The sequence below is a fragment of the Sandaracinobacteroides sp. genome (genome assembly GCF_057137845.1).
In genome coordinates, this window is the sequence record NZ_DBNHFX010000188.1 from 1 (window position 1) to 8,216 (window position 8,216).

Here is an 8,216-nt window from a genome sequence, read left to right on the forward strand (position 1 = left end):
GCTCGCCGGTGGTGACGTTCTTCGCGTAGCCGTCGTCGTCCTGCCAGTAGCCGCTGAGCTTGACGGCGAGGCCCGGCGCGAGCGGCGCGTCGAACGAGGCCCTGAGCAGCTTGCGGTTGTAGCGGCCGTAGCCCGCTTCGGCATAGCCGGCGAATTCATCGCCCGGCTGGCGCATGATGACGTTCACCGCGCCGCCCGTGGTGTTGCGGCCGAACAGCGTACCCTGCGGACCGCGCAGCACTTCCACGCGCTCGACGTCGAACATCGACAGGTTGTTGGCGTTCTGGCGCGACAGGTAGATGTCGTCGACGTAGGTGCCGACCGGCGGGTCGAAGGTGGCGATCGATTCCGTCGAGCCGAGGCCGCGCAGGAAGTAGGCGTTGGCCGAGCCGATGCCGGTGTTGCTTTGCGAGATCAGGTTGGGGACGACGTTGCCGATCTGCACGGTGCTGGAAACACCCTGCGCCTGCAACTGGTCGGCCGAGAAGGCCGAAATGGCGATCGGCACGTCCTGCGCGCGTTCGGCGCGGCGCTGAGCAGTGACCACGATATCCTCGATGCCGCCGGTTTCCGCCTGCGCATAGGCCGGAAACGCCGCGAGCGTTCCAAAGAGGGCCGTGCTGGCGGCAAGTGCGATTCTGGTCATCCCTGTTTCCCTCTGGTGCAGCCGGCCACCCTCCTCTGGTGGCGCTTGTCAGCAGCCGGCATTTGTGATTTGTCCGGACAAATTCGAACAGAAATGCGCGTGCTGTCAAGCGGGCTGCGGAAATTTCCGCAACCGGCGCCCGCAGCCCGGCCCGCCAGCAACGGAGCGCCCCGATGGGAGAGATCAGCGACATCGCCTATCGAAGCCTGGTGTTCGTGCACCTGCTGCTGTTCGTGCTGTGGCTGGGGGCGGATGCCGGCGTGTTCCTGCTGGGGCAGCATTTCCGCAAGCGCGACCGCTATTCGCTGGAACAGCGGCTGGCGCTGCTGGGGCTTCTGGTGGTGGTGGATATGGTGCCGCGCACGGCCTGGGCGCTGATGGTGCCGGTTTCGCTGACCGTGGCGCGCGCCGGCCACTGGTGGCTGGTGCCCGGCTGGTTGCTGGCGGCTGCCTGGGCGGCGGGCGGCCTCTGGCTGTGGCTGGTCTGGGACGCGCACCTGCACGACCAGACGCCGCGCTCCGCGCGCAACCGCCGGATCGAGGGCTGGCTGAAAATCGGCCTGACCGGATTTTACCTGTGGCTGGGGGTGACGTCGCTGTGGACCGGGGCGCCGATCGGGCAGCCGTGGCTGGCGGCGAAGGCGCTGCTGTTCGCGCTGATCTTCGCCGCCGCGATCGCGATCGATCGGGCGTTCGCGCCGGTCGGCCCGCAACTGGCGGCGCTGCTGGCAGAAGGATCATCCGATGTGACCGAACTGCCGCTGCTTCGCACCATGAACCGGACGCGACTGTGGGTATGGCTGGTCTATCTGCTGCTGCTGGCGACCGGCTGGACCGGGGTGGTGAAGCCGGTGTTCTGAGGCGCGGGCAGACGCTTTTGTCGCGAACGAGTCTTGACTTGGAAGTTGTCCGGACAAATTATAGGCACCGGATTCAGGAGCAATGATGTCGAACCAATCCACCCGCCCGGACCAGCCTTCGACGAGGGCGGTGTTCCAGAGCATGTTGTTCGTGCCCGGCAACCGGCCCGAGCGGTTTTCGCGCGCGCTGGCGAGCGGCGCCGATGTGGTGTGCGTCGACCTTGAGGATGCAGTGCCGGCCGACGGCAAAGAGGGTGCGCGGGCTGCGGCGCTGGCGGCGATGGGCGATCCACGGCTGGCGCTGCGGGTGAACGCGGTGACGACTCTGGCGGGGCTTGCCGATCTGGTGGCGCTGGCCGAAGCCGCCACCCTGCCGCCGCTGCTGTTCGTGCCGAAGGTGGAACATGCGGCGGAAATCGCCGTCATTCGCGGCGCGCTGGGCAGTCGCTGCCCCGGCCTTGTGCCGTTGATCGAAACGGTGAAGGGCCTCAGGGCCGCGAGCGCCATTGCCGCTGAAGCGGGCGTGGTGGCGATCATGTTCGGCGGCGGCGACTTTTCCGCCGAACTTGGTGTCGAGCTGGCGTGGGGGCCATTGCTGTTCGCGCGCTCGGCGCTGGTGGCAGCCGCCGCAGAAGCGTCGATCCCGGCGATCGACGTGCCGTGGATCCTGATGGACGACGCCGACGGGCTGGCCGAAGAATGCAGCCGCGCAAAGGCACTTGGCTTTGCCGCCAAGGCTGCGATCCACCCGGCCCAGATCGAGGCGATCCACGGCGTATTCCGCCCGACCGCCGGGGAAATCGCCGACGCCGCCGACGCCATCGCCGCATTCGACGCGGCGGGCGGGGCGGCCGTCCGCCACAAGGGGCGCCTGCTGGAGGCGCCCGTCGTCAGACGGTATCGAAACACTCTTGCATTGAAGGAACTGATCCATGCGTGAAGGTTGCATCGAGGTTGCCCCGCATCGCTATCGCGAAACGTTCGGCCGCTATTTCGAGGAGTTCGTGGAGGGCGACGTGTACGAACACCGCCCCGGCCGCACCATCACCGACGCCGACAATGTGTGGTTCACGCTGCTGACGATGAACACCCATCCGGCGCACTTCGACTATGAGTTCGCCTCGAAGACCGAGTTCGGCAAGCCGATCGTCTGTTCGCCGTTCACCGTGGCGGTGCTGGTGGGCATGAGCGTCTCGGACGTCAGCCAGAAGGCAGTCGCCAATCTTGGCTGGTCGGACATCAAGCTGGTGCACCCGCTGTTCGTCGGTGACACCGTCTATGGCGAAAGCGAAGTGGTGGAAAAGCGTGATTCGAAGTCGCGGCCCGAGCAGGGGCTGGTGACGGTGCGCACCATCGGCAAGAACCAGCACGGGCAGGTGGTCTGCACCTTCAACCGCACCATGCTGATCTGGAAGAAGGGCTTCGGCCCGATGGAGGCCTGAGATGGAAACGGCAGGCCAGATCAGGACGATCGACCCGGCCGAGGAGGAAGCCCTTCTCGACAGCATCGACCGCTGGATCGCACGCGATGTGCGCCCGGTGATCATGGAGCACGACCACAAGGACATCTGGCCCGAGAAACTGGTGCACCAGATGGCCGAAATGGGCCTGTTCGGCGCGACCATCGGCCAGGAATATGGCGGACTTGGCCTGCCGGCCACCACCTATGCCAAGATCGTCGCACGGATATCATCCTATTGGATGGCGCTGACCGGCATCTTCAATTCGCACCTGATCATGTCGGCGGCTGTTGAACGGTTCGGCACGCCCGAACAGAAGGCGCTGTGGCTGCCGAAGTTCGCCAGCGGCGAAATCCGCGGCGGCCTTGGTCTGACCGAACCGAACGCCGGCACCGACCTGCAGGCGATCCGCACCACCGCCGTGCGCGACGGCGATCATTATGTGATCAACGGCACGAAAACCTGGATTTCGAACGCGCTGAACGGATCCTGCTTTGCGCTGCTGGTGAAGACCGACCCGAAGGCCGAGCCGCGCTACAAGGGCATGAGCCTGTTCATCGCCCCCAAGGGCGAGGGGTTCACCACCGGCAAGAAGTTCGACAAGCTGGGCTACAAGGCGATCGATTCCGCCGAACTGGTGTTCGAGAACTACCGCATCCCGGCGGCAAACCTGATCGGCGGCGTGGAAGGGCAGGGCTTCTTTCAGGCGACCGGCGGGCTGGAACTGGGACGCATCAACGTGGCGGCGCGCGGCGTCGGGCTGGCGGAAGGGGCGCTTCGCCTGTCGACCGAATATGCGCAGGTGCGCCAGACGATGGGGAAACCCATCGCCGAGCACCAGGCGATCCAGTTGAAGCTGGGCGAGATGGTGACGCGCGCCCGCGCGGCACGGCTTTTGACGCTGGACGCGGCGGCCGCCTATGATCGTGGCGAACGCTGCGACATGGAAGCCGGAATGGCGAAATATTTCGCATCCGAAGCCGCAGTCGCCAACAGCAACGAAGGCATGCGGATCTTCGGCGGCTACGCCTATTCCAAGGAATATGAGATCGAGCGTTATTACCGCGACGCCATGCTGATGTGCATCGGCGAGGGCACCAACGAAATGCAGCGCATGATCATCGCCCGCCAGTGGGTGAAGGCGAACCCGGCATGACGGCGCGCGCGCTTCCGCTGGCCGGCACGCGGGTGCTTTCGGCCGAACAATATGGCGCCGGGCCTTACGGCACCATGTTCCTGGCGCAGCTTGGCGCCGAGGTGGTGAAGATCGAGCCGCCGTCGAAGGGCGGCAAGGGCGGCGGCGACACCGCCCGCGCCGTCGGGCCGCATTTTCTGCGCCCCGGCGAAAGCCTGTTCTTCCAGAGCTTCAACCTGAACAAGCGGTCGCTGACGCTGGACCTGACGACCGATCGTGGCCGTGCGGTGCTGCGGCGGCTGGCAAAATCCGCCGACGCGGTGGCGAACAACCTGCGCGGCGACCTGCCGGAAAAGCTGGGCCTGACCCACGCCGCCCTGCAGGACGTCAATCCGGCGATCGTCTGTGCGCATCTTTCCGCCTATGGCCGCGACAATGTGCGCGCCCGCTGGCCGGGCTATGACTATCTGATGCAGGCGGAAGCCGGCTTCATGGGCATGACCGGCGAACCCGACGCCGAACCGACGCGGTTCGGGCTGTCGATCGTCGACTTCATGACCGGGACGATGATGGCGGTCGGGCTGCTGGCGGCGCTGGTCGAGGCGCGGGCGACGGGCATCGGCCGCGACATCGATGTCGATCTGCTGTCGGCGGCCGTGCACCAGACCAGCTATCCCGCCATGTGGTATCTGAACGAAGGCGACGTGACGCCGCGTGTTCCGCGTTCGGGGCACCCTTCGGTGGTGCCGAGCCAGATGTTCCGCACGGCGGATGGCTTCGTGTTCGTGATGGCGCAACTGCCGAAGTTCTGGGACGTGCTGACCACGCGCATCGGCCGCGCCGATCTGGCGGCCGACCCGCGCTTTGCGACGCCCGCCGACCGGCTGGCAAACCGCCCGCTGCTGACGGCGATGCTGGACGCGATCTTCAGCGAACAGCCGACCGCGCACTGGCTGGGCCTGTTGCAGGGCCACATGCCGGTGGCGCCGGTCTATGGCCTCGCACAGGCGCTGGACAATCCGTATCTGGCCGAAACCGGCATGGTGGACCGGGCGGCGCATCCCGACCGCGAGCTGCGGGTGCTGTCGAACCCGATCAAGGTGGACGGCGAACGGCTGCCGAACCGCGCCGCGCCGCTTCTGGGCGCCGACAGCGATGCCGTTCTGGCCGAAGCCGGGTTCGAGGCGGGTGAAATCGCCGACCTGCGCGCCGAAGGGGTGATCTGAGGCCATGGGCAAGCTGTCCGGCATCCGCGTCGTCGACCTGTCGCAGTTTCTGCCGGGGCCGATGATGACGATGATGATGGCGGATCAGGGCGCCGAGGTGGTGAAGGTGGAGCCGCCATCCGGCGATCCGGCCCGGCAGATGGCGCCGTTCGAGGCCGGGCAGTCGGTGTGGTTCAGGAACCTCAATCGCGGCAAGCGGGCGGTGGCGCTGGACCTGAAGTCCGAAGCCGGGCGGCGGGCGCTCTGGGCATTGATCGACGATGCCGATGTGTTCGTCGAAGGGTTCCGACCCGGCGTGATGGACCGCCTTGGTTTCGGCCATGCCGTCGTTGCCGCGCGCAATCCGGGCATTGTCTATTGTTCGATCAGCGCGTTCGGGCAGCAGGGCGCGCTGGCGCTGCACCCCGCGCACGACATGGCGGTGCAGGCGCTTTCGGGCTTTCTGTCGGTGAACGATGCCGCCGATGGCGCGCCTGCGGTGCCGGGGGCGCCTTCGGCCGACATGGCGGCGGGGCTAACCGCGCTGTCGGCGGTGCTGATGGCGCTGATCGGCCGGGAGAAAACCGGGCTGGGCGATTATATCGACGTTGCCATGTTCGACGCGCTGCTGCCGTGGTGCGCGCATATCGCCGGTTCAGCCGTTGCCGGCGGGGCGGCGCCGGTTTCCGCGACCCAGCGCTCGCTTGGCGGCGCGGGCTTTTATCAGGTCTATGCAACGGCCGACGCGCGCCATGTGGTGCTTGGCGGGCGGGAAGAAAAATTCGCCCGCAATCTGCTGACGGCGCTTGGTCGCCCGGACCTTGTTCCCATGTCGCAGGCGCCCGCCGGAGAGCAGGGACCGCTGATCGAATATCTGCGCCAGACTTTCGTTTCCCGCACCCGCGAGCAATGGGTGCAATGGTTCGCGGATCTGGACGTAGCGTTTTCGCCGGTGCTGGACTTTGCCGAGGTGTTCGCCAGCCCGCACGTCGCCGAGCGCGGGCTGCTGGCGGAACTGGACGGCGCGCACATGATCGCGCCCGCCATCCGCTTTGCTGCGGAAACCTGGGCCCCTTCAGCCGCGCCGGATCCGGCCCGGTGACCGAGCCAGTGACGGGTTCAGCGTTCGACCTCGACGTGCATGTTGTAGGCGAAGCGGCCGCCGGGGTGGTGGCTGCTGGAAAACTCGATCACCCGGCCGTCGTCGTCGAGGTAGCGGCGCAGGATCCGCAGGCACGGGCTGCGGCGCGGCACATCGAGCGCCTGCGCCATCGCTGCGCTGGCGGGCACGGCCTCGATGTCCTGGGTGACGCTGGCGACGCGGACGCCAGCCAGCCGTTCGAGCTGGCGGAAGATGGTCGGCTCGAAGGGGTTCACTTCGGCTGCATGGTGGGCGAGATCGGGGTGGATATAGGCGTCGGTGACGGCGATCGGCGCGCCGTCGGCGCCCGCGCGCACGCCACGGTAGCGCGCCCATTTTCCGGGGGTTTCCTCGCCGATCTGTTCCGCAAGCGCCCTTGGCAGCGGCGCGGGGGACAGACGCTCGAACTGGACCTGGGTGTCGCGGGCGTATTGCAGGATTTCACTGACGTTCGAGAGCGGGCGCGCGGTGCGGTTGCGGCCACGGCCCGGCTTGATCGCGGTACCGGATCCACGGCGGCGCTGGATCAGCCCCTCGCCCTGCAACTGGCGCAGTGCTTCACGGACGGTGAAGCGGCTGACGCCGAAGCGGGCGCAAAGCGCGCTTTCCGTCGGGAATGCGTCAGGCGCGATCGCCTTGGCCAGAATCTGCGCCCGCAACTGGTCGGCGAGGTCCTGGTAGCGCGGTTTGCGTTCGGTCGTCGTGTCGGACAAGCTTGCTTCCCTCTGCGGCTGGGTGCCGCCCCTTTAGCCGGGGCGCACGCATGAGCGCCAGCAATCTTAGCCTGACCGAGCGGCTTGCACAGCATCTGCAGCGCGAAGCCGATGCCGCGACCGTGGCGCGCGCGCGGCTGCATCTGCTGGACTGGCTGGGCTGTGTGGCAGGTGCGCGGCGATCGGCGGCGGCCGCGGTGGGCGCGAAGGTGTTTGCCGATGCCATCGAGCGCGCGGCGCTGCTGGGCAATGTGATGGAAATGGACGACGTGCACCGCACGGCGCTTCTGCATCCCGGCCCGGTGGTGTGGCCCGCCGTGCTGCTGGCGGCGCGCGAAACCGGCGCCGGCATGCAGGCGCTGCTGGCGGCGGCCGTTGCCGGGTATGAAGCGATGATAACGGTGGGCGCCAGCTTTGATGGCCATCACTATGCCCATTGGCACAACAGCGCGAGTGCGGGCGGCTTCGGGGCGGCGGCGGCCGCCGCGCGGCTGTTCGGGGCTGACGCCAGTGCAGTAGCGGATGCGCTGGGGCATGCAGGATCGCTGGCGGGCGGCCTTTGGCGGATGCGGCACGAGCCGGGACTGACCAAGCAGGTGCACATCTGGCAGGCGGCGGTGACCGGCGTGCGGCATGCCCGGCTGGCGGCGGCGGGTGCGGGCGGCCCACGACGGATTCTGGAAGGCGCGCAAGGGTTGTATGCGGCGATGACGCGCGAACCGCGCCTGTTCGAGCTGCGGCCCGGCTGGCGGATCGCCGAGGTGAGCTTCAAGCCGTGGGGGGCCTGCCGCCACGCCCACCCGGCAATCGACGCGGCGCTGATGCTGCGCGGCAAAGGCGCGCTTGCAGGCGAGCTTGCAGGCGGTGTGGACGTGGCGACCTATGCCGACGCGCTGGCCTTTTGCGACCGGCCTTCGCCGACCACCGCGCACGAAGCAAAATTCTCGTTGCAGCACGCCGTTGCGGTGGTGATCGCCAAGGGCGAACCGGCGCTTGCCGACTTCGAGCCGGATGCGATCGCCCGGCTGGCGCCGTTGCGCGCAAAGGTTCGCGTGA

At 67.6% G+C, this 8,216-nt stretch carries 9 protein-coding genes; 7 read left to right on the forward strand and 2 right to left on the reverse strand.

All coding sequences use genetic code 11. The features are described 5' to 3' along the window. Window positions 1-646 (reverse strand): TonB-dependent receptor plug domain-containing protein (locus AC16JP_RS10450; RefSeq protein WP_484340554.1); only part of this gene is annotated, 646 nt, incomplete at its 3' end. Window positions 647-819: 173 nt separating this feature from the next. Between AC16JP_RS10450 and AC16JP_RS10455 the strand changes: the two genes are divergently transcribed. The 6 genes from AC16JP_RS10455 (at window position 820) to AC16JP_RS10480 (ending at window position 6,408) form a co-directional block, all read left to right on the forward strand. Continuing rightward, window positions 820-1,506 (forward strand): hypothetical protein, encoded by a 687-nt coding sequence (locus AC16JP_RS10455; protein WP_484340555.1) that lies wholly within the window; start codon window positions 820-822, stop codon window positions 1,504-1,506. 85 nt (window positions 1,507-1,591) lie between these two features. Continuing rightward, window positions 1,592-2,446: an HpcH/HpaI aldolase/citrate lyase family protein gene (locus tag AC16JP_RS10460; protein WP_484340556.1), complete on the forward strand. Its 855-nt coding sequence runs from the start codon at window positions 1,592-1,594 to the stop codon at window positions 2,444-2,446. Beyond that, complete coding sequence (locus AC16JP_RS10465; protein ID WP_484340557.1) at window positions 2,439-2,948, forward strand: MaoC family dehydratase; 510 nt, start codon at window positions 2,439-2,441, stop codon at window positions 2,946-2,948. The genes AC16JP_RS10460 and AC16JP_RS10465 overlap by 8 nt, the downstream gene beginning before the upstream one ends. Before the next feature lies 1 nt (window position 2,949). After that, window positions 2,950-4,122 (forward strand): acyl-CoA dehydrogenase family protein, encoded by a 1,173-nt coding sequence (locus AC16JP_RS10470; protein ID WP_484340558.1) that lies wholly within the window; start codon window positions 2,950-2,952, stop codon window positions 4,120-4,122. After that, window positions 4,119-5,327: a CaiB/BaiF CoA transferase family protein gene (locus tag AC16JP_RS10475; RefSeq protein ID WP_484340559.1), complete on the forward strand. Its 1,209-nt coding sequence runs from the start codon at window positions 4,119-4,121 to the stop codon at window positions 5,325-5,327. Before AC16JP_RS10470 ends, AC16JP_RS10475 begins: the two co-directional genes overlap by 4 nt. Window positions 5,328-5,331: 4 nt before the next feature. Continuing rightward, the gene (locus AC16JP_RS10480) at window positions 5,332-6,408 is read left to right on the forward strand and encodes a CaiB/BaiF CoA transferase family protein (RefSeq protein WP_484340560.1); all 1,077 of its coding nucleotides are present in this window, start codon (window positions 5,332-5,334) and stop codon (window positions 6,406-6,408) included. A gap of 17 nt (window positions 6,409-6,425) precedes the next feature. Here the strand turns inward: AC16JP_RS10480 and AC16JP_RS10485 are convergent, their stop codons facing one another. Next, window positions 6,426-7,160 (reverse strand): GntR family transcriptional regulator, encoded by a 735-nt coding sequence (locus AC16JP_RS10485; RefSeq protein WP_484340561.1) that lies wholly within the window; start codon window positions 7,158-7,160, stop codon window positions 6,426-6,428. A gap of 50 nt (window positions 7,161-7,210) precedes the next feature. Here AC16JP_RS10485 and AC16JP_RS10490 point away from each other — a divergent pair. Next, on the forward strand, window positions 7,211-8,216 hold a 1,006-nt coding region (locus AC16JP_RS10490), incomplete at its 3' end, for an MmgE/PrpD family protein (RefSeq protein WP_484340562.1).

Excerpts from the sequence above, each read along its gene's own strand:
- AC16JP_RS10455 (WP_484340555.1), top strand. The coding sequence starts at position 820 with ATGGGAGAGATCAGCGACATCGCCTATCGAAGCCTGGTGTTCGTGCAC.
- AC16JP_RS10460 (WP_484340556.1), top strand. The coding sequence starts at position 1,592 with ATGTCGAACCAATCCACCCGCCCGGACCAGCCTTCGACGAGGGCGGTG.
- AC16JP_RS10465 (WP_484340557.1), top strand. The coding sequence starts at position 2,439 with ATGCGTGAAGGTTGCATCGAGGTTGCCCCGCATCGCTATCGCGAAACG.
- AC16JP_RS10470 (WP_484340558.1), top strand. The coding sequence starts at position 2,950 with ATGGAAACGGCAGGCCAGATCAGGACGATCGACCCGGCCGAGGAGGAA.
- AC16JP_RS10475 (WP_484340559.1), top strand. The coding sequence starts at position 4,119 with ATGACGGCGCGCGCGCTTCCGCTGGCCGGCACGCGGGTGCTTTCGGCC.
- AC16JP_RS10480 (WP_484340560.1), top strand. The coding sequence starts at position 5,332 with ATGGGCAAGCTGTCCGGCATCCGCGTCGTCGACCTGTCGCAGTTTCTG.